Below are 22,837 nucleotides of genomic sequence, written 5' to 3' on the forward strand. Positions count from 1 at the left end.
GTAGGAGTATCTCCTTTAAGCGCGCAAGTGCTCCGCTTTAACAACCATTTGTAGGCCGTTTGCTAACTGAACACGTACATCTTCCTTATTGATTTCAATAATGGTCGCAGCCATGTTTCCTGTACCCATGTTCACATTTACTTCTTTGCCAGCGATGAATTCATCGGCGTTCAAAGCGCGTGTTTCTACAGGCTTTTCTACTTTTGGTGCTTTAGGCGCTTGACGACGAGGCTGTTGAGCTTTCTTCGCCTTAGTTTTCGCTTTGCCTTCTTCACGAGCTTTCTGTGCTTGTTCTTTACGACGAGCCTGAACTTTCGCTTTGCTTTCTGCAAGTGTAGCTTTAGCGTGTTCTACGTGCTCTTCTTCTAATGTGCCACACGCGTTGCCGTCTAGGTCAACACGATCTGCGCCAGCTTTTACGCCGTGCAGGTAACGCCATGATGATGTGTACTGTCTTAACGCTGCACGAAGCTGAGTCTTACTTACTTTTTCGTCTTCATTTAGACGTTCAGCAAGATCTTGAAAAATACCAATTTTAAGTGGTTTTGCTTCACCTTCTAGAGTAAAGCATTTAGGGAAACATTCAGCAACATATGCGATAACTTCTTTGCTGTTTTTTAACTTTTCAGTGTTTTCCATGTGGGTTCCTGGTTTTTGCGGTTTTCCGCGAGCATTAAGAAAATATTTTTACGTATTATAGAGAGATGCTTGGGAAAAACCACAGTAAGAGAATAATTTATGCCTTGTTCGCGTGCGAATTAAGCACCTTTTCCACTTCAGCCATAAAAAATGTCAATCCGTCTTCATCAATTTGAGAAAAACGACCAATATTTGGACTATCGATGTCAAGAACACCCACGACTTTACCATCGATAGAGAATGGAATAACGATTTCTGAGTTACTTGCAACGTCACAAGCGATGTGACCTTCGAACTCATGCACATCATGAATGCGCTGAACTGTATTCGTCGCAACTGCAGTTCCACAGACTCCACGCCCTACTGGAATTCGAACACACGCTGGCTGTCCTTGGAATGGACCAAGCACAAGCTCATCTTGTTGCATTTGCTTGTCTTGCTTCATTAAGTAGAAACCAGCCCAATTAAGTTCATCTAATTCCATGAACAATAGTGAGCTAATATTTGCAAGATTCGCAATTAGATCGGTTTCTGATTCAATTAATGCAACGGCTTGTTTGGTTAAGCGTTGGTAATGTTCTATTTTCATATTAACTTCCAATTAAATTGAGACTTCCATTATCAAGAGAACGCAGTAAAATGCGGCCATCAAACTAAATAGGACTTATTCTCATTACAATGAACAATTCAGAAGACACTATTAGCCGTTCTTGGTTGATAACTCAAGTAAAAAAACACAAGTCCAAATTACTGTTTGCTAACTTTGTTGCCATTCTTGCAACCTTAATTAGCGTCCCTATCCCTCTGCTTATGCCACTCATGGTCGATGAAGTTTTGCTTGATAAGCCAGCTTCAGGGTTAGAGATGATGAATCACCTACTTCCAGTCTCGCTGCAAACGCCAACTGGCTATATTGCTCTTACTCTCTTGTTGGTCATCTTGATGCGCTCTGCTAGCCAAGCGTTGAATATTCTACAAGGTCGTCAATTCACTTTGGTTTCCAAAACGATCACCTACCAAATGCGTAGCAAGATGATCGATAAACTTGGCCGCATTAGCATCCGACAATACGAGACCAAAGGCAGCGGCGGTATTAATGCTCACCTTATTACAGACATAGAGACTATTGATAAGTTCATTGGCTCTACCCTTTCTAAATTTATCATCAGCTTCTTAACGGTGCTCGGTACCGCTATCGTCCTACTATGGTTAGAGTGGCGCTTAGGGCTGTTCATTCTACTGGTCAATCCTGTTGTTATTTATTTTTCTCGTAAACTTGGTAGCCGTGTTAAACACCTTAAGAAATATGAAAACCAGTCTTTTGAGCGTTTTCAGAATCGCCTAGTTGAAACGTTAGATGGCATCTATCAACTTCGTGCTGCTAATAAAGAGCGTATCTTTCTTGATGAGCTGAAAGTTCAAGCAAACCAAGTAAGAATCGATGCCGATAAATACGCATGGCAATCTGAAGCCGCAGGTCGAGTGTCCTTTTTACTGTTTCTGTTAGGCTTTGAACTGTTCCGTGCTGTAGCAATGTTGATGGTGTTATTTAGTGATTTAACCATTGGCCAAATTTTCGCAGTCTTCGGCTACTTATGGTTCATGCTCGGCCCTGTTCAAGAGTTATTAGGCATTCAGTTTTCTTGGTATAGCGCGAAGGCCGCGCTTCAACGCATTAACGATCTACTCCTACTTGAAGAAGAACATCGTCCGGTGAGTAAAGTGAACCCGTTCAATGAACATCAAGAAGTGACCGTCGATATTGAAGATGTTACATTCTCTTACACATTAGAAAACACTGTTTTAAATAAGCTATCCTTACATATACCCGCGGGTAAAAAGGTCGCTCTTGTCGGTGCCAGTGGTGGAGGTAAATCGACATTAATACAGTTGCTGATTGGGGTTTATCAAGCCGACTCTGGGTGTATTCGCTATAACGGAGAAACAACGGACGACATCAGCTTTGATGTAATTCGCAATCAAATTGCCGTTGTTTTACAGCAACCTATACTTTTTAATGACACATTGAGGCATAATCTGACCCTCGGCGCCGAATACGATGAAATGTCGCTATGGCGTGCGCTTGAAGTGTCTCAGATGCAAGATGTAATTAAGCAACTAAGTAACGGTTTAGATACTCAAATTGGTAGGAATGGCGTTCGACTGTCTGGTGGCCAACGACAACGACTGGCCATCGCCCGTATGGTGTTGAGCAATCCGAAGTTTGTTATTCTAGATGAAGCAACATCTGCACTTGATACAGCGACAGAGTCAGCTCTGCACAAAGCACTAAGCGAATTTTTGAAAGATCGCACAACTTTGATTGTGGCTCATCGATTATCAGCAGTGAAACAAGCTGATCTGATCTATGTTTTAGAAGATGGACAAGTCACACAGACGGGAACACATGGTGAATTGGTTGAACAACAAGGACTTTATCAAACACTCTATGGCAGTGTGCAATCGCACGCCTGATGTTTGTCGTTCTAGTAAGTTAAGTCACTGCTATGTTTTGACCAACGCTTCAACTCGGGAGGTCTTGTGACCTCCCCCTCTCATACTGTCACCGCTGAACCATTACCGGGCGATCAGCCATCATCCGGACCTTCACAAGGTAAGCACTTGTGCGACAGCAGTTCTGTACGACTATGCCAAGGTTGTGAACTCCCAATAGATAAGATGGACATCCCACATGGGAAGTCAGCTTACTGCCCTAGATGCGGGACTCAATTATACCGCGGAGGCACACCTAGTCTCTCTGGAAACCTAGCCATCGCAATCACCTGCTTATTGCTATTTATTCCTTCGCACTTCTTTGAATTCATCAGTATCCGCCTAATCGGCGTCATGATACCAGCAACACTGCCATCGGGTGTGTTCACCTTAATGGGAGAAGGCTTCCCACTGCTTGGGTTACTCATTTTATTTTGTAGCTCTATCGCGCCGTTCCTTGTTTGTACTTCTGTACTGATCACACACGCATCATTACGTTTTAAAATTTTCACACCATTTCGTTACTCATTAGCGATTATCCAAACCTTAAAGCATTGGATGATGTTGGATGTGTTTTTGGTGAGTGTGGCCATCTCGTGTTTCAAACTACAAGACTATTCCGATATTTTTGTTGGCCCCGGTTTAATTGGATTGATTCTACTGCAGTTATTCAGCGTTCTACTGGTGAGCCGCATTAGTGTGCGACGTTACTGGGAAGCTTGGGCAAAAGAATCAGACTACTCTTTTACAGAAAGCAAAAATGTTCACTGTCACAACTGCCATCTATCTCAGCCTGAGGGTGACGCTTGTGTACGTTGCCACCATGACTTATATCACCGCAAGCCCTACTCTATACAAAAGACTTGGGCACTGTTATTTGCAGCGTCCGTTGCCATAATACCAGCGAACGTGATTCCAATTTCGATCGTAATCACCAACGGACAAAGGCTAGAAGACACGATCATTTCGGGTGTCGCCTCACTCATCAATACGGATATGTACGGCATCGCAGCGATTATCTTTATTGCGAGTATCGTGGTTCCAGTAGCTAAGATTCTCGGGCTTACGTACATATTACTTTGTATTCAAATGAAACGAGCACGCTATCACAGGCAAAGAATGACCATCTATTTCATCGTGAAATGGGTAGGTAAATGGTCGGTGATGGATCTCTTCGTTATTTCGATCATGATGACATTGGTCGACCGTGGACAAATTTTAAACTTTACACCAGGTTATGGTGCTGTGGCTTTCGGTGTCGTTGTTGTTATGACAATGCTGGCAGCGGAAAGCTTAGATCCTAGGCTAATTTGGGATAACCACACCTCTAAAGATGAGTCAGTGAATGAACAACAATAACCAATCACAAACGTCATATTCACCAGAAGTTAGAAAAAACAAAGGGATCTCTCCTTTGTGGATTCTGCCGATCCTAACCGTAGCACTTGCTGGTTGGCTGGTTATGAAGTCAGTACACGATGCAGGACAACGTGTGCAGATCTACTTCTCGGATGCCGCGGGGTTAGTCGCAGGGCGAACCACGATTCGCTATCAAGGCTTAGAAGTAGGTATGGTTCGCGACATCACGTTGTCCAAAGACTTATCGAGCATTTATGTTGATGCTGACATCTACCCTGAGGCTCAAAAGCTTCTTTCGAAGGGAACGCGTTTCTGGCTAGTAAAACCAACAGCAAGCCTCTCTGGCATTTCTGGTTTAGACGCTCTTGTTTCCGGTAACTATATTGCGATTCACCCTAGTGAAACCAAAGAAAAACCAGAAACGGTGTTTCACGCCTTGGAATCATCACCTTCTGACTTACTGGCGTCCGAAGGTCTCAATATATCGTTGACGACTAAAGATCTTGGCGGCGTATCTGTCGGTTCACAAATTGTTTACCGCAAGATCCCGATTGGTGAAGTTTATAACTATCAACTCAATGAAAATGCTAAGTCGGTAACCATTCAAGCGGCCATCAAAGACGAATACAGTCATATCATTACCGACCAAAGTCGTTTTTGGAACGTAAGCGGCTTAGGGGCAAGTATCGGCTTCTCTGGTGTTGACGTACGATTAGAGAGCTTAAGCGCCTTACTTGGCGGCTCGATTGCAGTCGACTCCCCGGGAGAAGGCCAACCCGTTGAAATGAACACCGAATTCAAACTCTATCCCGATCTAAAAACCGCCGGTCGTGGTATCTCAATTAAGATCGCAGTGCCAGACGACAACAAGATCAGTGCAACCGGTGCGCCAATCATGTACCGAGGCATCGAAATTGGTCAAATTACCGATTTATCGTTGAGCAAAGGTCGTGAAAACGTGGTGGCTTCTGCCGCTATCCAGCCTGCATTCAGTGACTTCTTGAACAGCGGAAGTAAATTCGTTCTGGAAGAAGCTGAACTGTCGCTAACAGGTATGAAGAACATTGCTAACTTGGTAACAGGTAACTTCCTGACATTAGTACCTGGTGAAGGTGAAAAGTCTCGTCGGTTTACCGCTATTCGCAAGAACGAGTTCAGTCAGGAGCAAGAAAAGTCTGTTGCGATTCGTCTAACCTCTAACAATTCATTTGGTTTGGATGTTGGAACCCAATTACTTTATAAAGGCATAGCCGTTGGTTCAATCATTGATGTTGGGCTAGTTGAAAGTGTTGGAACCGGTAGCGACAAGCATGAAGTATTCATGGACGCGCTGATCGACAACCAATATGCGCACCTTATCAAAAGTAACAACCGCTTCTTCGTGACAGGCAGTGCGACTGCAGAGCTTACAGAATCGGGGCTAAGCGTCACGGTACCGCCAGCGAAACAATTGCTGAGTGGTTCTATTAGCTTTGTGAGTGAAGGCAACAGCAAGTCTCGCTCTAACTATCAATTATTCCAAAGTAAGTCATTAGCAGAAATCGCCAAGTTCAATCAAACTGGCTCTAAAAAGATGTCGTTGTTTGCTAGCGAGCTGCCTTCTATTTCGAAAGGAAGCCCTCTGCTCTACCGCAACCTTCAAGTTGGTAGTATTTCTAACTTTCAGCTTGCGGATGGTGGCGTAAGAATCGAAGTAACCATCGAAAACCGTTACACACACTTAATCAACAAGCACACTGTGTTCTGGAATCGTTCAGGTGTTGAAGTCGATGCTTCTTTATCAGGGATCAGCATCAAAGCCGCGCCGGTTAAAACGCTGATTCAAGGTGGTATTGCCTTTGATTCACTACCAGGAATCGACAACAAGCTTGGTAACGTTTGGAAGCTATACGCAGATTCGAAATCAGCGAGAAAGTTTGGCCGCGCGATTACCATCACCTCTTCTGGCGACCAAGAAGTCAGCAAAGGCATGGCGATCAAGTATCAGGGCGTAACCGTTGGTGAAGTGACACTCGTGATTCCGAACTTTAGCAAAGGTGGTATCGAAATTACCGCTCGTGTTTTACCGGAATACGTTGAGAAAATTGCAGTCGCAAACAGCCACTTTTGGTTAGCAGAACCGGAGATCGGCCTAAACGGTATCAAAAACGTATCGGCACTCCTGTCTAAACACATCAATGTTGAACCAGGAAAAGGCAGTAAAACCACGGCATTTAAACTCAGCCAAGGCCCCGTTCAACCTGAAGGCAAAGTGTTTATGTTGCAGAGTGAAACAAGAGGTTCTGTATCTGAAGGCACACCTATTCTATTCAGAGAACTAGAGATTGGTTCTGTGATTGACGTAAAACTGGGTGAATTTGCAGACCGTATTATCTCAACCATTCAGATAAAACCTGAATACGCCTATCTGATTCGCTCAAACAGCGTTTTTTGGAATGTATCTGGGGTTGATGTCTCTATCGGTTTGTCTGGTGCAAGCATCAAGGCAGGTACTGTAGATAGCTTGTTAAGAGGCGGGATTACTTTCTCAACGCCACCAACGAATGAACTCCAACCGTTGGCAGAAGAAGACCAATCTTTCTATTTATATCCTCAAGCCGAAGATGAATGGAAATCTTGGAGAACGGCCATCCCTCGCCCTTAGTGAACTAAGCTTCGACACTGAAACGCACATGATTCAACTTAAAATGCAGCCAAACGGCTGCATTTTTATTGTTTAAAGCAAATTTGGTTTAGGACAATCTCATTTTGCTTTAAACTGCGCGCATTAACGCTATAAATCGAGATACCCTTTTGCACGCTAACGTATATATCCCAGAAGAATTCCTGACTCATATTGAAGGCATCATGCCAAGCCACCTAGATATGGCTTCGTTTGTCGCTTCTTGTCAAAAACCACTTCGTAAAAGTATTCGAGTGAACACATTGAAGATCAGTGTTGAAGATTTCCTCGTACGCGCGAAAGACAAAGGTTGGGAACTGGAACCAGTACCTTGGTGTGAAACGGGTTTTTGGATCACTGCAGATGAAAGTGAAGCGCCTTTAGGTAATACGGCAGAGCACATGTCTGGCCTATTCTACATTCAAGAAGCCAGCTCGATGATGCCACCGTCCGCTCTATTCCAAGGTGAAGAGAATTATCAAGCCGTGTTAGACACCGCTGCAGCTCCAGGCTCAAAAACGACTCAAATAGCGGCCTTGATGAATAACCGTGGCGTACTGGTTGCTAATGAATACGCAGCAAGCCGTGTGAAAGTCCTTCACGCCAACATAGAGCGCTGTGGCGTGCGTAATGCAGCACTAAGTAACTTTGATGGCAGAGTCTTCGGTGGTTGGCTACCAGAGCAATTCGATGCCGTGTTGTTAGACGCACCCTGCTCTGGCGAAGGTACGATTCGTAAAGACGCTGACGCGATGAAGAACTGGACTTATCAGTCTGTGGTCGATATTGCTGACACTCAAAAAGATCTGATTGAAAGTGCTTTTCACGCTCTCAAACCTAATGGTGTGTTGGTTTACTCAACCTGCACATTAAGTACCGAAGAGAACCAACAAGTATGTCATCACCTAAAAGAGACGTTTGGTGACGCAGTTGAGTTTGAGTCTTTAGAAAACTTATTCGACAATGCAAAAGCGACGACGACCGAGGAAGGCTTTCTTCACATCTTCCCGCAGGTTTATGACTCGGAAGGTTTCTTCGTTGCACGTATCCGTAAACTCGCTTCTGTGACACCACCAGAAGTGAAGAAACGTTTGGGTAAATTTCCATTTGAAAAAGCCAATAAAAAAGCACAGCAAGAAGTCGCTGATCAGCTTTTAGGCGCACTGGATATCGAATTACCAAGTGATACTCAGGTATGGATTCGTGACAAAGACGTTTGGCTATTCCCTGAAGCACTAGAGCCGATGATTGGCGAGTTCCGTTTCTCTCGTATGGGCATCAAGATCGCTGAGACTCATAAGAAAGGCTATCGTTGGCAGCATCAGGTAGCGACAACGCTGGCTACAGGTAACGAAGCCAACGTTGTAGAACTTAACATCGAAGACGCGCGTGAGTGGTTCATGGGACGAGATGTTCGCCCAGAAGGCTTGTCAGGTAAAGGCGAAGTGCTGGTTAAATACAACGGCGCGATCATCGGCCTTGGTAAGTGGGTTGGCAACCGAGTGAAGAACGGTTTACCGCGAGAGCTCGTACGCGATAAGAACCTGTTCTAATTGTGCTTATGCTTAACTGCTTAACTGCTTAACTGCTTAACTGCTTAACTGCTTAACTGCTTAAAGCATACGAATAAACAAAAAGCCCAAACAACGTAAATTGTTTGGGCTTTTTCTATTCACATCAGATAGCTCGGTGCGATTAAAAATAATGTCGAATCAACGCTTAATTACATAAATATCAATTCAAATCACTATTTGCGTTATGGAAAATCGCTTATTGAGGAATCTAAACTAGACTTCAGTCTATCAGACAAAGAATTACAACGATTAGCGTAGGCTCTTCGGAGCCCTTTCCCCTAAGCCCAAACAGGAAAGTTTGGGCTTTTTTTTAACCGAGAAACTCGCTTATTCAGCTAAGCGAATGCCTTCTTTATCAATAGAGATTTTACCTGACTTGTACAGACCACCGATGGTCTTTTTGAACGTACCTTTACTGGTTCTGAATGCCGTGAAAATCGCTTCAGGTGAAGACTTGTCGTTCAGTGGTAAAAAGCCGCCTTTCTTCTCAAGCAGATCGAGAATCTTAGTGCTCAAGTCATCCATCTTAGCAACACCGACTTTTTGAAGAGACAAGTCAATCTTACCGTCTTCTTCACGAATGTTTTTGATGTAGCCTTTTAGTGATTTACCAATGAATAGCTTACCAATAATGTCTGATGGGAAAATCATTCCCCAGTGTTCGCCATTAACGATCGCTTTGTAGCCCAATTGACTGCGCTCTGCGATGATAAGATCAACTTGTTCGTTTTGCTTATAAGTCGCTGGCGTGTTGTCTAACCACTTGTTGAACTTAGTTGTTCCAACAATACGGCTCGATGCTTTATCGATATACACATATACTAAGATTGACTGACCTTCGTTTAAACGGCCACGCTGCTCGCTGAAAGGAACCAGAAGATCTTTGCCTTTCACACCCCAGCTCATGAAAGCACCGGTGCTGTTTACACCTTCAACCGTCATCAAACCAAACTGCCCTACTTGAGCGATCGGTTTTTCAGTGGTTGCAGCGATCTGGTTGTCAGAATCAATGTATAAGAAAACATCTAGCTTTTGACCAATTTCAACACCTTCAGGAGTAAATCGTTTCGGCAGCAACACCGTTCCATAGTCGCTAGCGTCAAGGAATACACCGAAGTCTGCTTGTTTTACTACTTCTAGGTTGTTTATTTGACCAATATTAATCATCAAGATTGTCTCTACTTTAAATTTGGCGGTGATTATACGTGATCTCTGATATGCTTTCGCTAGTTTCATTCATATTTTTATATTCTAGGAGACATCGTTGATCACCGTTGATAAACAAGATGCGATAACACTTAAAATTAACCATGCGATGGCTAAGACAAAAAAGCTCGACATGGACGTTTATCTATTCATTCCCGGTGAACTCGGACTGACGCCTGAAGTCCTTTCTGAAAGCGCATTTTTCTACAGCTCAATTACTCAGAAACGCGCTTACTACAGTGATAAAACACTGCTACCTCTGGTACACAGCCGTTTAGCAAAACGTGGTCGACTCTCCATCACGCAATATCGTGTCAGTTTGAGTTTGTTCGCTTATCAATATGTTATCGCGTTAGACAAAGCCGTCAGCAGCTTGAACAAAAATGAGAGTGACAATGTCACGGCTGATGAAGTAGATGAAGTCATCGAACTGGCTCTCGATATATTAAAGAAACTGCGCCGAAGCATTCCTTATGAAGAAAACCTTAAACGTTACTATGCCAATATAGATAACTACCTATCTTGGTACACAGAGCAGAAGTTTTTATCACTGGTTTCCCACATGCCACGCGGCAGTGAGTATTCAACCATCAAAGAACGCCTATTAACGCTTTGTGATAAAGAAACCGCCCACCGCAAGCTTAATCGATATAACTCGGCCAAGGTTCGAGAAGACGTCACTCGTTTGAGCAACAAGATGCGATTGCTGCGTCGTTTGATTGAGCACCCTATCGTCCTCAAAGAAAAGACGACATCAATGGGTAAGAACGTGAAGCGAGCAGTTAAAGGCATCGCAACGGGCTTGGTCATGGTGGTGGTTACCACGACCGTCATATTGGCTCGTGACTTCCTAGGAGAGATTACCGCGTCTTTCATCGTGTCCATGTCATTCATCTACGCTTTGCGTGAAATCTTCAAGGATGATTTAAGGGATATACTTTGGCGTTGGCTCCGCAAAGGAAAACCGAAGTGGAAGCGCCGCTACTTTGACCCAACAACGAATAAGTCAGTCGGTCACAAACTTGAATGGTTGGATTACGCCAATTTCTCTAAGTTAGCGGACAAAATTCAGTTGATTCGTAAGAAGCGAGTAGTGCAGCGCGAAGAGCAAATTTTGCATTATCGTTCTCAAACCGAAATGTCGACATCGACGTTTATGAGTGGTTACGAAGAGACGCGTGAAACTCTATCCGTCAGCCTAAGAGCTCTCACTCGATTGATGGACAAAGGTTCAAATAACGTATACCGCCTAAATGAAGGTCAAGTAAGTCGTGAGTCGGTAGAAAAACGGCACCTGCTGAACTTGATCATCAAAGAGAACAATCATGATAGCGAACCGACCTATTACCGTTGGAAAATCGTAATGAACCGTTCAAAAATCGTTGATATCGAGCAGATCACTCAAGAGTCATAGTCTTTAGAGTATGTGTACGAAATAGGGTATGTGGGCACAAAATCCACATACCCTATTTCATTTATCAATCGTTTATTACTGCTTCCACAAAGCATTTAACTTACTTTCTCGAAGGCACTTTCTTAATAGAAAGCGTTAGCGTGAATTCCGCCATCGGTTCATCACCATGTAGAGACGGACAAGTCGCGATAATCGTCACGGGTTGGTTAACACGCTCTCCAGTCGACATAGTTTCAGCCAACATGGTATTGATTAGCTCTCCATCGTTACACGTAAAATGCACATCTCCCTCAGGGCGCTTCAAAAAATTGCCGGTCACCTCTTTAAATGCCAACGAGATCTTTTCACCTTGTTGCTGCGACTTACTCATAGCTAGAAAGCCACCTGCGACATCTGCGCCAACAGCCAACACACCAAAATACATGCTATTAAGGTGATTCTTCGTTCGCCTTTTAAGAGGGATTTTCACTTCAACATGTTGGTTGTCCAGTGCGAGCAGCTTTGGGCGACACAACCAGATCAAAGGCACTTTGAAAAAGCCAAACATGCTCAAATAGAAATTTGCTTTTTGTAGAGGGGTCAACATTCGGATTACCTAATCAAATCAGTCATCAGACCAGTTAATCCGTTAGCGATAGAGATGTCAAAAAAATGTTACAAAAAAGAGATATCACGTCTCCATGATATCTCTTCATTTTCAAACTCTTGCAATAAGGGAAGATTAAGCCGTAATAACGGTATCAACCCCTTCCAGATCTGCAATATAACCTTGAAGTCTCGGGTAATCGACCAAACCTTGAGTCACGATTAGCACAGGCTTTTTCGCGTGTTGCGTCGCTTTTACGATGCTAGAAATCAACGTAATCACCGCTTCATTTTGTGGATCAAACGCATGTTGCTGAGCTTCATTCTGCTTATCAACACCCAACGCAAATTGAGTCAGACTATCAACATTCACCGCTGTACCATCAAAGTAATGCAGAAGTCGTTCACTCAGTAAAACGGCAGAAGGGACATCGCACGAGAAGAGTACTTTTAGGCCATTCAAACCACGTGGTAACCCTTGCTCAGCTAACAGATCAATGATTTTCGCTGCATCACTCAGAGCTCGAACATAAGGAACAACGATTTCAACGTTGATGCCTTGTTCACGCAGGGTTTTGATCACCTGACACTCTAGCGCAAAAGCTTTGCTGTATTCAGGTGTCGCATAACGCGCTACGCCACGTACACCCAGTGCCGGGTTGACTTCTTCAACTTCGCAGTTGCCGCCAAGTAAAGAGCGGAACCCATAGCTGTCGGCTCTGCTCAACGCAACACGAACCGCATTATGGTTTGGTTGAACTGCGGCTTGAATAGCGACAACTAAGGTTGAAACAAAATGTTCATCAACACTTTTATCGCCAAGAACAGCGTCTAAAGAGGTTTTCTCAATATCAGACAAAGTATCTAAGTGACTTTCAATACTTGGATGATAGAACACACGATCCATGACCAATTCAGACAGGGAAACGTACAAGTGGTTGGAATTATTATTATCGTTATAAGAAGGCAGCACATCACCTAAAACAAGTTCTGGGTGCAAAGTGCTTTGATTTTCTTGAGTCATTGCTGCTCCAGCATTTTTATGTTGTGTTCAAACGAAAATACCGATAGCTGCCTGTTAATACAAGTGAAAATCCCTTATTTGACGCTGGCCTGCTGATAAAAATAAGAATATTAGCAATAACTGAGATAACTTTGACTTAAGAGAGTTTATTCCTCTGTTCAATTCCGTTATCTTAACCACTTCGCAATAGAATAAAAAAGCTATCACATGCCATTAAAAACTGATGAGTTGAGAACCCAAGCTCTGGGTCCTATGCCAACTCCTGCCGAATTAGGCAATGCACACCCTATTACTGACGACGTTGCTGAGCGTATTAAACAATCTCGCCGCCAAATCGAAGATATCTTAACGGGTCGTGATGACCGCCTATTAGTTATCGTTGGCCCTTGTTCTGTTCACGATACAGATGCGGCACTTGATTACGCTGAGCGCTTAAGTCAGATTCAAGATCAATACAAAGACGAATTGTTCGTTGTAATGAGAACCTACTTCGAGAAACCTCGTACAATTGTAGGTTGGAAGGGTTTGATTACCGATCCGAATCTAGATGGTTCATACGCACTTGAAACTGGCTTGAACAAAGCACGTAAACTGCTGCTTGATATCAACAAGCTTGGCCTAGCTACCGCGACTGAATTCCTTGATATGATCACAGGTCAGTACATTGCAGACCTGATCACTTGGGGTGCAATTGGCGCTCGTACCACAGAATCTCAGATTCACCGTGAAATGGCTTCAGCACTTTCTTGCCCAGTAGGCTTCAAGAATGCAACCAACGGCAACATCAAGATCGCAATCGATGCGATTCGTGCTGCGCATGCTTCACACTACTTCTATTCTCCAGACAAGAATGGTCGTATGACGGTTTACCGCACTTCAGGTAACCCATACGGTCACGTTATTCTACGTGGTGGTGATAAAGGTCCTAACTTTGACGCTGAATCTGTTGAAAACGCATGTAAGCAACTGGCAGAAGTTAACCTTCCAGAGCGCTTAGTTGTCGACTTCAGCCACGCAAACTGCCAAAAGCAGCATCGTAAGCAGTTAGAAGTAGCACAAGACATTTGCGAGCAGATCAAATCTAACAAGAACCAAATTGCAGGCATCATGGCAGAAAGCTTCATTAAAGAAGGTAACCAGCCAATGACTGACATCAATAACCTAGAATACGGTAAGTCAATCACTGACCCTTGCCTAAGCTGGGAAGATACTGCAACTATGCTAGACATGCTTGCAACTGCAATTAAAGATAGAAATTTAGCTTAAGGAACGAACACAATGCCATCATTTGACATTATCTCTGAAGTAGAAGCAGTAGAACTACGTAACGCTGTAGACAACGCAAACCGCGAACTATCGACTCGTTTCGATTTCCGTGGCGTTGAAGCTAGCTTCGATTACAAAGACGAATCAGTAAAACTGACAGCGCAAGATGACTTCCAACTAAAGCAGATGCGCGACATTCTTCGTAGCAACCTAACGAAGCGCAACGTTGATCCTAACGCGATGGAAGCGAAAGCAGCAGACCAAACAGGTCGCACTTGGCACCAAACGGTTATCTTCAAGCAAGGCATCGAAACTGATGTTGCGAAGAAAATCGTTAAGCTAATCAAAGATAACAAAGTGAAAGTTCAAGCTTCTATCCAAGGCGACAAAGTTCGCGTAACAGGTAAAAAGCGTGACGATCTACAAGCAGTTATGGCTCTAGTTCGTAGCGGTGAGCTTGGTCAACCTTTCCAGTTTGACAACTTCCGTGACTAATTCACTCTAAAACCACAAGCCGTCAATAATAGATGTGTTTGTAGGTTGATTGGGTTGAATTAAAACGGTGAATTTCAAATACTAAAAAGCCTCTGCTTCAATAAAGCAGAGGCTTTTTTATCTTTAGTGATAACTGCAAGTAGTCGATTAGCTTACAAGAGCCAACCTACTACATGCTGTAATTGGCTGACGCATGCCGCAATTTACTAACAGATGCTTTAGCTAGCTAATGACCTTTGCTGTAGACAGTTTCAAATCACGGCCGACAAGTAAATTGAACTCTACGCTTGCTGGTGGAATAAACACACACACGCGTAAGTTCTCTGCTCTTGCCTTCTCAAGCTTTGTCGATAACTCTCCACTATCACTGAAACTCTCTCTCTCAGCGTCTCTGCGGCACAAGTCAATGTAATCAAATGGGCATTCTTTTGGTGACAGCACCAATTCTGCTTCTTGCATCAGACGCAGCGCCTTCATTGAGAGAAGTTCTACATCGTCTTCAAATTCAATCCAAGTCACTTGCCCTTCATTATCGACAGGTTCCGCCAAAGATTGCTGATAATAAGTTTCCAGTTGCTCGCGTTCCGTTACTTGATTGATAAAGCTGGAAGACAAAAAACGCTCCCAGAATTTGCGGCGTTCATCAACCGTAGGAAAGGACTCTTTAATCGAATTGCGTTTTGATGCACCAAAGTCTGCGATCAAACCAATATTCTGAGGCAAGACGGTTTCGAGTTTTTCTCTAATATTTCTCACCAAAACAGGTGATGCACCCCCACTTGAGATCGCAATTTGGATTCTTCCGCGATTTATCATTGAAGGAGTGATGAAGTCACAATAGGGTAAGTCATCGACCACATTGACAAGAATACCCATTTTTTTTGCATCATTATGTACTTGATGATTTAGGTCTGGGTTGTCTGTGGTTGCCCACACTTGTAAGTAGTTTTTCGAGATAAGTTGTGAAGAGTAAAAGTTTTGAACCCAATGGACTTTATTATCATCAACAAGCTGCTTTAAGTAAGGCTCTACCTTAGGGGACACTAAAGTGACATCCGCCCCAGCTCTTAACAAGCTATCTACTTTTCGGCAAGCAACCTCGCCCCCGCCCACCACTAAGATCGGCTTATTTTCTACATCTAAAAACATTGGGAAATAACGCATGTTCTTCCTTGAGATGACTTCAATAACTATTCAGCCATGCTACCAAATTTGGAGCATATTAATAACTATCCAAGTGCAATAAAAATATTTATTCACCAAATTTCAATCTTTCTGAAGTTTAATGTTTCATCATTGTGATGTTGATTCAGAATATTTACCTAGTCAATTGTCAATATAAAAATCTAAATCTCGTTGCACCAACAGTGTGAAGCGCTGCACTATTTACATTAACTTAACATTTGGTCATTCTAATTGTGTTCGGATTTGTGATTTCATTCAAAATTCTTTTTAAATTATACATTTGTGAAAATACAGATCCTTTCCTAACCTTATAAACAGTTGTTTAAATCGCACACAGTTTCATTTGCAAAATGCAACCAGTTTGATTTGAGTAACAAGGTCATAGAAAACGCAACACATATAGAAAAACTCAAATGAGCACGAGTATCAGGTGTCACCTGGTTAACAAGGAAGGATACAAATGACAAATAAACTAACACTTCTTGCTTCAGTAGTAGCTGCATCAACTGCAATGATGGCAACATCAGCATCAGCGGCAGAAAGCACTCTGGACAAAGTCACATCTCAAGGTTTTTTAACTTGTGGTGTAAGTACAGGTCTTCCAGGGTTCTCTAACCCTAACTCAAAAGGTGAATGGGAAGGAATCGATGTTGAGTATTGTCAAGCTCTTGCAGCGGCTGTACTCGGTGACAAGACTAAAGTTAAGTATGTACCTTTAACAGCGAAAGAACGTTTCACTGCCCTTCAATCGGGTGAAATCGACGTACTATCTCGTAACACAACATGGACACTCCATCGTGACACTGCTCTAGGTCTGAACTTCGTAGGTGTTAACTACTACGATGGTCAAGGCTTCATGGTTAAGAAAGAACTTGGTCTTACAAGTGCTCAAGAACTTGATGGCGCTTCAGTATGTGTACAATCAGGTACAACGACTGAACTTAACCTAGCTGATTACTTCCGTAATAGTGGTATGTCATACAAGCCAGTAGTATTTGATACTGCAGCACAAACGTCTAAAGGTTTTGATGCGGGTCGTTGTGATGTTCTTACAACAGACCAATCTGGCCTATATGCACTTCGCTTGAACCTAGCTGATCCTAAATCTGCACAAGTACTTCCTGAAATCATCTCTAAAGAACCACTAGGTCCTGTTGTTCGTCAAGATGATGACAAATGGTTCAACGTAGCTAAATGGACACTTTCAGCGATGATTAACGCGGAAGAGTACGGTATCTCTTCTAAGAATGCTGATGAAATGCTTAAGTCAAAAGATCCAAACATCAAGCGTATTCTTGGCGTTGACGGTCCTAAAGGTAAAGGCCTAGGTATTCGTGATGACTGGGGTTACCAAGTAATTAAACAAGTTGGTAACTACGGTGAGAGCTTCGAACGTACTGTTGGTACAGGTTCACCACTACAGATCTCTCGTGGCGTAAATGCACTATGGAATGCGGGCGGCTTTATGTACGCTCCACCAATCCGTTAATAAATTTCCAAGCATCAATTAGGGCGGACTTTTCCGCCCTATTTATTAAATGGATTTGAGGTTATAGCAGTATGAAACCTAATGAAACTATTTCTCCAGCTCAGGCAAAGCCACAGCCCAAAAGTGCCAACCTTTTTTACAACCCCACTTTTCGCTCAGTTATTTTCCAAATTCTCGCTGTCGGAGCACTCTGTGCTTTCTTTTACACGATCGTAAATAATGCACTCACTAACTTAGACTCCCGTGGTATCGCCACTGGTTTTGACTTTCTTTCCCAAGAAGCTGGTTTTGGTATCGGCTTAACTCTCATTGAATACGACGAAACGTTCTCATACGGTCGTACTTTCTTTATCGGTCTTCTCAATACCGCTTTAGTTTCTGTGCTAGGCATCATGTTGGCCACAGTACTCGGCTTTAGTATGGGTATTGCTAGACTCTCTTCAAACTGGCTAGTGAGCCGATTTGCGGCGGTCTACATAGAAATATTCCGAAATATCCCTCTTCTTCTACAAATATTTTTTTGGTATTTCGCCGTTCTACAAGCATTGCCATCCGCTCGTCAAAGTATGAGCCTTGGTGAAGCCATTTTCTTGAACGTACGTGGTCTGTACTTCCCAGCCCCTGTCATGGAGCAAGGCAGTAGCATTGTTATCGCATCACTAATTGCCGGTATCATCGCTACGTTTGTTATCAACATCTGGGCGAACAATAAGCAGAAATTAACGGGTCAGCAAACACCGATGGTACGTATCGCTGCAGCATTAATTGTCGGTTTACCACTGGTCACTTACTTTGTAATGGGCATGCCTATCTCTGCGGAATACCCTGTTTTAAAAGGGTTTAACTTCAAAGGTGGTATTAGCATCATCCCTGAGCTTGCTGCATTGATGCTTGCTTTAAGTATCTATACAGCTGCATTCATCGCTGAAATTGTGCGTTCAGGTATTAATGCGGTAAATCATGGACAAACCGAGGCTGCGATGTCTCTGGGTATCCCAAGAGCAAGAACACTTAAGCTCGTGATTATTCCACAAGCATTAAGAATCATTATCCCACCATTAACCAGTCAGTATCTAAACCTGACTAAAAACTCATCACTTGCGATGGCCATTGGTTATCCCGATCTTGTCTCTGTATTTGCAGGAACAACATTGAACCAAACTGGACAAGCTATCGAAGTAATCGCGATGACAATGGGCGTCTACCTGACTCTAAGCCTATTAACATCCGCACTAATGAACATATACAACCGCAAAGTAGCGTTGGTGGAGAGATAAGATGAGTACACATCAATTTCAACCTGATCTTCCGCCTCCAGCGAATACCGTTGGGCCAGTCGGTTGGTTAAGAAAAAATCTATTTAATGGACCTGTTAACAGTGTCGTCACTGTGGTGCTTGCTTATTTTGCTTTCACTTTATTGTGGGCAATAGCAGATTGGGCATTCATTAATGCTGATTGGATAGGAACAACACGAGATGCTTGTACAAGTGATGGTGCTTGTTGGGTGTTTATTAGCGTGCGTTGGGATCAGTTCATGTATGGCTTCTACCCTGAAGCTGAACTTTGGCGCCCACGCTTATTCTATATCACGCTAGCGATATTTGTTGCTTTACTGGCATACGAAAGAACACCAAAGCGTACTTGGATTTGGTTGTTTTTTGTAAACATCTACCCTTTCTTGATCGCTGGTCTTCTATACGGCGGTATCTTCGGACTTGAAGTCGTCGATACACATAAATGGGGTGGATTGCTAGTTACACTGATCATCGCGCTTGTGGGTATTGTGGTATCACTGCCTATTGGTGTCGCACTCGCACTGGGTCGACGTTCAGAGATGCCAATCATCCGCAGTATGTGTACCGTTTACATCGAGATTTGGCGTGGTGTACCACTGATTACGGTTCTGTTCATGGCCTCGGTAATGCTTCCCCTCTTTCTATCTGAAGGGACAGAAACCGATAAGCTGATCAGAGCGCTTGTTGGGGTTGTACTATTCAGTGCGGCTTATATGGCAGAGGTAATCCGTGGTGGTTTACAAGCAATACCAAAAGGTCAATACGAAGCGGCTGACGCTCTAGGGTTAAGCTACTGGAAAAAAACTGGGCTTATTATTCTGCCTCAAGCTCTAAAAATCACAATCCCTTCAATTGTGAACACCTTTATTGGTTTGTTCAAAGATACCAGTCTAGTTTTGATTATCGGTATGTTTGATGTACTAGGGATTGGCCAAGCCGCGAATACCGACCCTGAATGGCTTGGTTTCTCCACAGAAAGTTATGTATTTGTCGCGTTAGTGTTCTGGGTGTTTTGTTTTGGCATGTCGAGATACTCGATTTGGCTAGAAAACAAACTTCACACCGGTCACAAACGATAATTAACAAGATCAAGGACGTATTATGACGCAGCAAACAGAAAACAACTCTCAAGGTCTTATGATCGAGTTAAAAGACATGAACAAGTGGTACGGTGAGTTCCACGTTCTTAAAAACATCAACTTGGAAGTAAAAAAAGGCGAGAAGATCGTTATTTGTGGCCCTTCAGGTTCAGGAAAATCAACGATGATTCGTTGTATCAACCGCCTAGAAGAGCACCAAAAAGGCCATATCTTTGTATCCGGTAATGAACTAACGGAAGACCTGAAAAACATTGAAGCCGTTCGCCGCGATGTCGGTATGTGTTTCCAGCATTTCAACTTGTTCCCTCACCTAACGGTATTGGAAAACTGTACCCTAGCACCAATCTGGGTGAAGAAGATGCCGAAAGAGGAAGCCGAAGCCATCGCGATGAAATTCCTCGAACGTGTAAAAATACCAGAGCAAGCCGATAAATTCCCAGGTCAACTGTCTGGTGGTCAACAACAACGTGTGGCAATTGCTCGTTCTTTATGTATGAACCCGCAAGTTATGCTGTTTGATGAACCTACATCAGCACTCGACCCAGAGATGGTACGTGAGGTACTCGATGTAATGGTCGAACTCGCAGAAGAAGGCATGACGATGTTGTGTGTAACGCACGAGATGGGTTTTGCTAAAGAAGTTGCTGACCGCGTTATCTTTATGGATGCAGGTGAGATTATTGAAGAAAACAACCCAGTCGATTTCTTCGAGAACCCACAATCGGATCGAACTCAGAACTTCTTGAGTCAAATCTTGCACCATTAATGTGATACTATACTGATATAGACAGAGGCGGCTTCGGTCGCCTCTTCGTTATTAAAGCTTCTTAAAATTGTAAACATGAAACACTAGCAACAATTTGTTACATCTTGAGAAACACTTAAACGACTATTTTGATTATTATTTTAAGTATACAGAAGGAATGAAAGACTTGATTTTTCGAACTTTCGGCCCCATATATGTACTAATAACTATTGAAGTCACCTTACGAGGAAGATTATGAACAGCCCTATGTTTTCACGCACAGCAACTCAAGAGAATGCTCTGCAAACCAATAAAGTGTTGCGTAACACATACGCACTACTGTCTATGACACTACTTTGGTCTGCTGTTGTAGCAGGCGTATCTATGGCGATGAACCTTCCTCGTCCTGGTCTTATTATCATGCTGGTTGGTTTTTACGGCCTGCTATTCCTAACAGAAAAGAACCGTGACAACGGCATGGGTCTTGTATTTACGTTCCTGTTTACAGGTTTCCTAGGCTACACGATCGGTCCAATCTTAAACATGTACGTTGGCGCAGGTATGGGTGATGTCATCCTAACTGCACTTGGCGGTACTGCGCTTGCCTTTATGGCAGCGTCAGCTTACGCACTAACAACTAAACGCGACCTTTCATTCCTTAACGGCATGTTAATGGCTGGTTTCGTTGTGCTGCTAGTGGGTATGGTTGCAAACATCTTCCTACAGATGCCTCTATTATCATTGGCAATGAGCGGTATGTTCATCCTGTTCTCGACTGGTGTTATCTTGCTAACAACGCAAAGCATCATCCGTGGCGGTGAAACGAACTACATCTCAGCAACTATCAGCTTGTATGTTTCGATCTACAACATCTTCATCAGCCTACTAAGCATCTTAGGCATTATGAACAGCAACGACTAATCATAGTTCGTTCAAAATCGAGCCCAAGAGCCTGTCTCTTGGGCTTTTTTGTATCTGTAGATGCAATATTCCTAAAGATAACGACAATACTTCTTGAGAAAGGTAAACGTGGTCATGTACCCTATTTACTGAGTTAAACTGATTCTGGACTAAACATGTTTGAATATAACGGCAAACAAATTGAAACCGACGCTCAAGGCTACCTATTGGACTACACACAATGGGAAGAAGGTATGATTCAAATCCTGGCTGAAGACGAAGCGATTGAACTGACTGATGCACACTTGGAAGTCGTACATTTTGTAAGAAGCTTTTACGAAGAATTCAAGACATCTCCAGCCGTTCGCATGCTCGTTAAAGCAATGGAAAAAGCCCACGGCCCTGAAAAAGGTAACAGTAAATACCTGTTTAAATTATTCAAGAAAGGCCCAGCTAAACAAGCAACAAAGTTAGCGGGCTTACCTAAGCCAGCGAAATGTTTATAAGCTCTATCCGCTAACAAGAGCTACCTGTAAATACTGTAGCTACAGCGCTACAGTATTTTAAACTCTCCAACAGAAACAGTCCGCTTATCCGCCTCACTGATTTGATGCTTGACAACCTGGTCTACTGTGGCGCTAGACGGCCCTAATTGTAACCAAGCGTATAACTTCTCTATCTGCTCCCAATTCCCAACCGCTAATACTTCGACACGACCATCATTTAAATTTTTTGCATAGCCCGTAATCGACAAGGCTTGTGCTTGCCTGCTTGTGTGATAGCGAAAGCCAACACATTGAACTCGGCCTGATACGACAAATATACATTGTGAATTTTTCATAACGTTGCCTCATAAATTATATGAATGATATAGTTGAGATTCTATTCATTCACCGTTTGGCGGTGGCATTACTTCGAGTATAACGATTATGAAAGAAATCCCATTTCGTTGGATTGACAAATATCTCATTCACCTAAAAATCCAAGAAAAGTTCTATCTACTCTTCTTATTACCTCTTCTCGCCCTGGTTATTTTAACGCTTGATTTAGATAGTGCTGCGGACTCTTTACTGGCTCACCTTTACCAAGAAGAAATGCTCTTGATGAAAGGGCTAATCGAGGCCGGTCAACTCACCAAAGACCAAGTAGCTCAGCTTGTCAGTAACTCTGACACCATCTCCCTAGGTTATGGTGCTGGCTCAGTTTCGGTCATGAACGGTGCATTCAGCTTAATCGCCAACCACGATCAAAACCTTTGGTCAGCGCTCTCAGCGACTCAAGTTTCAATCATTGCCGTTACTCTATCTCTGATCGCGCTAGGCGTTTATTACATCATGACGTTCATTGGCGGTGCGATGTTCTCTATGAACAAAGCATTAAGCACGCGGCTCTTCTCCGCTTAGA

At 43.2% G+C, this 22,837-nt stretch carries 20 protein-coding genes and 1 pseudogene; 14 read left to right on the forward strand and 7 right to left on the reverse strand.

The window, feature by feature from the left end:
• Positions 1 to 15 precede the first annotated feature (15 nt).
• Positions 16 to 639, reverse strand: a complete 624-nt coding sequence (proQ, locus tag BCT49_RS19320; protein ID WP_102437543.1) for an RNA chaperone ProQ — start codon at positions 637 to 639, stop codon at positions 16 to 18.
• A 97-nt stretch (positions 640 to 736) separates the two neighbouring features.
• A complete protein-coding gene (locus BCT49_RS19325) occupies positions 737 to 1,228 on the reverse strand; it encodes a GAF domain-containing protein (protein ID WP_102437545.1) in 492 nt (163 codons plus the stop codon).
• An 89-nt stretch (positions 1,229 to 1,317) separates the two neighbouring features.
• On the opposite strand from BCT49_RS19325, the gene BCT49_RS19330 reads away from it, so the two are divergent.
• The 4 genes from BCT49_RS19330 (at position 1,318) to rsmF (ending at position 8,706) form a co-directional block, all read left to right on the forward strand.
• Positions 1,318 to 3,114 carry an ABC transporter ATP-binding protein gene (locus BCT49_RS19330; RefSeq protein ID WP_102437547.1) on the forward strand — a complete coding sequence of 599 codons (1,797 nt, stop codon included), beginning with the start codon at positions 1,318 to 1,320 and terminating at the stop codon, positions 3,112 to 3,114.
• A 66-nt stretch (positions 3,115 to 3,180) separates the two neighbouring features.
• Positions 3,181 to 4,491, forward strand: coding sequence for a paraquat-inducible protein A (locus BCT49_RS19335; RefSeq protein ID WP_102437549.1), 1,311 nt, complete (start codon positions 3,181 to 3,183; stop codon positions 4,489 to 4,491).
• Positions 4,478 to 7,135, forward strand: coding sequence for an MlaD family protein (locus BCT49_RS19340; protein WP_102437551.1), 2,658 nt, complete (start codon positions 4,478 to 4,480; stop codon positions 7,133 to 7,135). Before BCT49_RS19335 ends, BCT49_RS19340 begins: the two co-directional genes overlap by 14 nt.
• 149 nt (positions 7,136 to 7,284) lie before the next feature.
• Positions 7,285 to 8,706 (forward strand): 16S rRNA (cytosine(1407)-C(5))-methyltransferase RsmF, encoded by a 1,422-nt coding sequence (gene rsmF, locus BCT49_RS19350; RefSeq protein WP_102437554.1) that lies wholly within the window; start codon positions 7,285 to 7,287, stop codon positions 8,704 to 8,706.
• A 348-nt stretch (positions 8,707 to 9,054) separates the two neighbouring features.
• Here rsmF and BCT49_RS19355 read toward each other — a convergent pair whose 3' ends face one another.
• Positions 9,055 to 9,963 carry a CvfB family protein gene (locus BCT49_RS19355; RefSeq protein ID WP_017106996.1) on the reverse strand — a complete coding sequence of 303 codons (909 nt, stop codon included), beginning with the start codon at positions 9,961 to 9,963 and terminating at the stop codon, positions 9,055 to 9,057.
• A 28-nt stretch (positions 9,964 to 9,991) separates the two neighbouring features.
• Between BCT49_RS19355 and BCT49_RS19360 the strand changes: the two genes are divergently transcribed.
• Complete coding sequence (locus tag BCT49_RS19360) at positions 9,992 to 11,347, forward strand: hypothetical protein (RefSeq protein WP_017106997.1); 1,356 nt, start codon at positions 9,992 to 9,994, stop codon at positions 11,345 to 11,347.
• Positions 11,348 to 11,447: 100 nt separating this feature from the next.
• Here the strand turns inward: BCT49_RS19360 and BCT49_RS19365 are convergent, their stop codons facing one another.
• Entirely contained in the window at positions 11,448 to 11,933 is a 486-nt protein-coding gene (locus tag BCT49_RS19365; protein ID WP_017082222.1) for a PaaI family thioesterase, read from the reverse strand.
• A gap of 135 nt (positions 11,934 to 12,068) precedes the next feature.
• Positions 12,069 to 12,956, reverse strand: coding sequence for a putative PEP-binding protein (locus BCT49_RS19370; protein ID WP_102437556.1), 888 nt, complete (start codon positions 12,954 to 12,956; stop codon positions 12,069 to 12,071).
• A gap of 207 nt (positions 12,957 to 13,163) precedes the next feature.
• On the opposite strand from BCT49_RS19370, the gene BCT49_RS19375 reads away from it, so the two are divergent.
• Positions 13,164 to 14,222: a 3-deoxy-7-phosphoheptulonate synthase gene (locus BCT49_RS19375; RefSeq protein WP_102437558.1), complete on the forward strand. Its 1,059-nt coding sequence runs from the start codon at positions 13,164 to 13,166 to the stop codon at positions 14,220 to 14,222.
• Positions 14,223 to 14,234: 12 nt separating this feature from the next.
• Complete coding sequence (locus BCT49_RS19380; RefSeq protein WP_004733632.1) at positions 14,235 to 14,717, forward strand: YajQ family cyclic di-GMP-binding protein; 483 nt, start codon at positions 14,235 to 14,237, stop codon at positions 14,715 to 14,717.
• Between the two features lie 222 nt (positions 14,718 to 14,939).
• Here BCT49_RS19380 and BCT49_RS19385 read toward each other — a convergent pair whose 3' ends face one another.
• Positions 14,940 to 15,881 (reverse strand): precorrin-2 dehydrogenase/sirohydrochlorin ferrochelatase family protein, encoded by a 942-nt coding sequence (locus BCT49_RS19385; protein WP_102437560.1) that lies wholly within the window; start codon positions 15,879 to 15,881, stop codon positions 14,940 to 14,942.
• 481 nt (positions 15,882 to 16,362) lie between these two features.
• Here BCT49_RS19385 and BCT49_RS19390 point away from each other — a divergent pair, with 481 nt between their 5' ends.
• From BCT49_RS19390 to BCT49_RS19415, 6 genes are all read left to right on the forward strand, one after another.
• Positions 16,363 to 17,391, forward strand: a complete 1,029-nt coding sequence (locus BCT49_RS19390) for an amino acid ABC transporter substrate-binding protein (RefSeq protein ID WP_004733634.1) — start codon at positions 16,363 to 16,365, stop codon at positions 17,389 to 17,391.
• A gap of 71 nt (positions 17,392 to 17,462) precedes the next feature.
• Entirely contained in the window at positions 17,463 to 18,668 is a 1,206-nt protein-coding gene (locus BCT49_RS19395) for an amino acid ABC transporter permease (RefSeq protein ID WP_102437562.1), read from the forward strand.
• Position 18,669: 1 nt separating this feature from the next.
• Positions 18,670 to 19,767, forward strand: a complete 1,098-nt coding sequence (locus tag BCT49_RS19400) for an amino acid ABC transporter permease (protein WP_065104242.1) — start codon at positions 18,670 to 18,672, stop codon at positions 19,765 to 19,767.
• A 22-nt stretch (positions 19,768 to 19,789) separates the two neighbouring features.
• Positions 19,790 to 20,554 carry an amino acid ABC transporter ATP-binding protein gene (locus BCT49_RS19405; protein WP_009846639.1) on the forward strand — a complete coding sequence of 255 codons (765 nt, stop codon included), beginning with the start codon at positions 19,790 to 19,792 and terminating at the stop codon, positions 20,552 to 20,554.
• Positions 20,555 to 20,788: 234 nt separating this feature from the next.
• On the forward strand, positions 20,789 to 21,454 hold the full coding sequence (locus BCT49_RS19410; protein ID WP_017110713.1) for a Bax inhibitor-1/YccA family protein: 666 nt from the start codon (positions 20,789 to 20,791) through the stop codon (positions 21,452 to 21,454).
• A gap of 155 nt (positions 21,455 to 21,609) precedes the next feature.
• Entirely contained in the window at positions 21,610 to 21,939 is a 330-nt protein-coding gene (locus BCT49_RS19415; protein WP_102437564.1) for a TusE/DsrC/DsvC family sulfur relay protein, read from the forward strand.
• Between the two features lie 47 nt (positions 21,940 to 21,986).
• On the opposite strand, the gene yccX is transcribed toward BCT49_RS19415, so the two are convergent.
• Positions 21,987 to 22,274, reverse strand: coding sequence for an acylphosphatase (gene yccX / locus BCT49_RS19420; RefSeq protein ID WP_102437566.1), 288 nt, complete (start codon positions 22,272 to 22,274; stop codon positions 21,987 to 21,989).
• An 88-nt stretch (positions 22,275 to 22,362) separates the two neighbouring features.
• Here yccX and BCT49_RS19425 point away from each other — a divergent pair.
• A pseudogene (locus BCT49_RS19425) lies at positions 22,363 to 22,818 on the forward strand (methyl-accepting chemotaxis protein); the annotation flags it as partial.
• Positions 22,819 to 22,837 lie beyond the last annotated feature (19 nt).

Origin of the sequence: Vibrio lentus (assembly GCF_002875945.1) — a bacterium.
Classification (GTDB): Bacteria; Pseudomonadota; Gammaproteobacteria; order Enterobacterales; family Vibrionaceae; genus Vibrio; species Vibrio apostichopi.

Bases quoted from the DNA above. Each gene is read 5' to 3' on its own strand.
- proQ (WP_102437543.1), bottom strand. From the start codon at position 639: ATGGAAAACACTGAAAAGTTAAAAAACAGCAAAGAAGTTATCGCATAT.
- BCT49_RS19325 (WP_102437545.1), bottom strand. From the start codon at position 1,228: ATGAAAATAGAACATTACCAACGCTTAACCAAACAAGCCGTTGCATTA.
- BCT49_RS19330 (WP_102437547.1), top strand. From the start codon at position 1,318: ATGAACAATTCAGAAGACACTATTAGCCGTTCTTGGTTGATAACTCAA.
- BCT49_RS19340 (WP_102437551.1), top strand. From the start codon at position 4,478: ATGAACAACAATAACCAATCACAAACGTCATATTCACCAGAAGTTAGA.
- BCT49_RS19355 (WP_017106996.1), bottom strand. From the start codon at position 9,963: ATGAAACTAGCGAAAGCATATCAGAGATCACGTATAATCACCGCCAAA.
- BCT49_RS19365 (WP_017082222.1), bottom strand. From the start codon at position 11,933: ATGTTGACCCCTCTACAAAAAGCAAATTTCTATTTGAGCATGTTTGGC.
- BCT49_RS19370 (WP_102437556.1), bottom strand. From the start codon at position 12,956: ATGACTCAAGAAAATCAAAGCACTTTGCACCCAGAACTTGTTTTAGGT.
- BCT49_RS19375 (WP_102437558.1), top strand. From the start codon at position 13,164: ATGCCATTAAAAACTGATGAGTTGAGAACCCAAGCTCTGGGTCCTATG.
- BCT49_RS19380 (WP_004733632.1), top strand. From the start codon at position 14,235: ATGCCATCATTTGACATTATCTCTGAAGTAGAAGCAGTAGAACTACGT.
- BCT49_RS19385 (WP_102437560.1), bottom strand. From the start codon at position 15,881: ATGCGTTATTTCCCAATGTTTTTAGATGTAGAAAATAAGCCGATCTTA.
- BCT49_RS19390 (WP_004733634.1), top strand. From the start codon at position 16,363: ATGACAAATAAACTAACACTTCTTGCTTCAGTAGTAGCTGCATCAACT.
- BCT49_RS19395 (WP_102437562.1), top strand. From the start codon at position 17,463: ATGAAACCTAATGAAACTATTTCTCCAGCTCAGGCAAAGCCACAGCCC.
- BCT49_RS19400 (WP_065104242.1), top strand. From the start codon at position 18,670: ATGAGTACACATCAATTTCAACCTGATCTTCCGCCTCCAGCGAATACC.
- BCT49_RS19405 (WP_009846639.1), top strand. From the start codon at position 19,790: ATGACGCAGCAAACAGAAAACAACTCTCAAGGTCTTATGATCGAGTTA.
- BCT49_RS19410 (WP_017110713.1), top strand. From the start codon at position 20,789: ATGAACAGCCCTATGTTTTCACGCACAGCAACTCAAGAGAATGCTCTG.
- BCT49_RS19415 (WP_102437564.1), top strand. From the start codon at position 21,610: ATGTTTGAATATAACGGCAAACAAATTGAAACCGACGCTCAAGGCTAC.
- yccX (WP_102437566.1), bottom strand. From the start codon at position 22,274: ATGAAAAATTCACAATGTATATTTGTCGTATCAGGCCGAGTTCAATGT.